The sequence below is a fragment of the Acidisoma silvae genome (genome assembly GCF_020618775.1).
GTDB classification, from domain to species: domain Bacteria; phylum Pseudomonadota; class Alphaproteobacteria; order Acetobacterales; family Acetobacteraceae; genus Acidisoma; species Acidisoma silvae.
The window spans coordinates 1-1160 of record NZ_JAESVB010000066.1; the positions used below are offsets into that span (position 1 = coordinate 1).

Below are 1160 nucleotides of genomic sequence, written 5' to 3' on the forward strand. Positions count from 1 at the left end.
ATATCGCGCAGCTCAATCGGCAACGGCGGATGGGATCCCGCGCAAGCCTGGGGCCAATAAGCCCGTGAGCTAGCTTGGGTTTCCATCCGTTTCTAATTCCGAAGTCCGGACAGTCGCAAAGGGCGCTCCGCGACCCTGCTTTCGCAAGGATGGGCTACTATGGAAACTTTAGAATGCTTTGTCGGTATTGATGTCGCTAAAGCCAAGCTGGACGTTCATCTTCATCCGTCGGGCGAAGCATTTACAGTACCTCGAACGTCCGATGGAATCTGTTCCCTCGTCGGCCGGCTGCAAGCCTGTGCACCCGCTCTTGTCGTCCTGGAAGCTACCGGCGGCCTCGAGACAGTAGTGGTCAGCGCACTTGGTCTGGCCAAACTGCCTGTCGTGGCGATTAACCCTCGGCAGATGCGCGATTTCTCGCGCGCTGCCGGCTATATCGCGAAGACCGACAGACTGGACGCACGTCTCATTGCTTTGTTTGCAGCTCGAATGCGACCAGAGACACGACCTCTCCCCAACGAGCAGTCAATCAAACTCGCAGAACTTCTTGCACGCAGAGAACAATTGATCAGCATGATAACTGCGGAGACCAATCGGCGGACGACACTTATGTCAAAACAACTAACTCAGCAGGTCGATGAGCATATTGAGTGGCTTAAAGAGCGGCTCGTTGATATTGAAGCGGCACTCGATGGTGCAATCCGCAAAACGCCGCTCTGGCGAGAGACTGCCGACTTACTGACGTCTGTGCCTGGCGTGGGACCAGCGATGACACGCACACTTCTATTCGAGCTGCCAGAACTTGGCAGCTTGAGCCGCCGTCGAATAAGTGCCCTTGTGGGCGTGGCCCCTATGGCGCGCGATAGCGGAAAGATGAAGGGCAAGCGAAGTATCCGGGGCGGCCGTGGCGCGGTGAGAGCAAAATTGTTCATGGCCACTTGGGTTGCGCGCACTCACAATCCCATTATCCGAGCCTCATATGAGCGTCTGATCGCCGCAGGCAAGCCCAGGAAGGTCGCCCTTGTAGCCTGCATGCGTCGTCTACTGAGCATTCTCAATGCAATCGTTAAAACTAAAACTCCATGGAACTCAAACTTAGCCCAAAACCGGTCGTGATGATTAACTTCAGCGCCTCCGATGGTAATCTGACCAATCGTCGG

Annotated in this window: 1 protein-coding gene; it reads left to right on the top strand. The window is 55.5% G+C overall.

The window, feature by feature from the left end; translation table 11 throughout:
- The first annotated feature begins 159 nt into the window (after positions 1-159).
- Complete coding sequence (locus tag ASILVAE211_RS25805) at positions 160-1116, top strand: IS110 family RNA-guided transposase (protein WP_227324210.1); 957 nt, start codon at positions 160-162, stop codon at positions 1114-1116.
- The last annotated feature ends 44 nt before the right edge of the window (positions 1117-1160 follow it).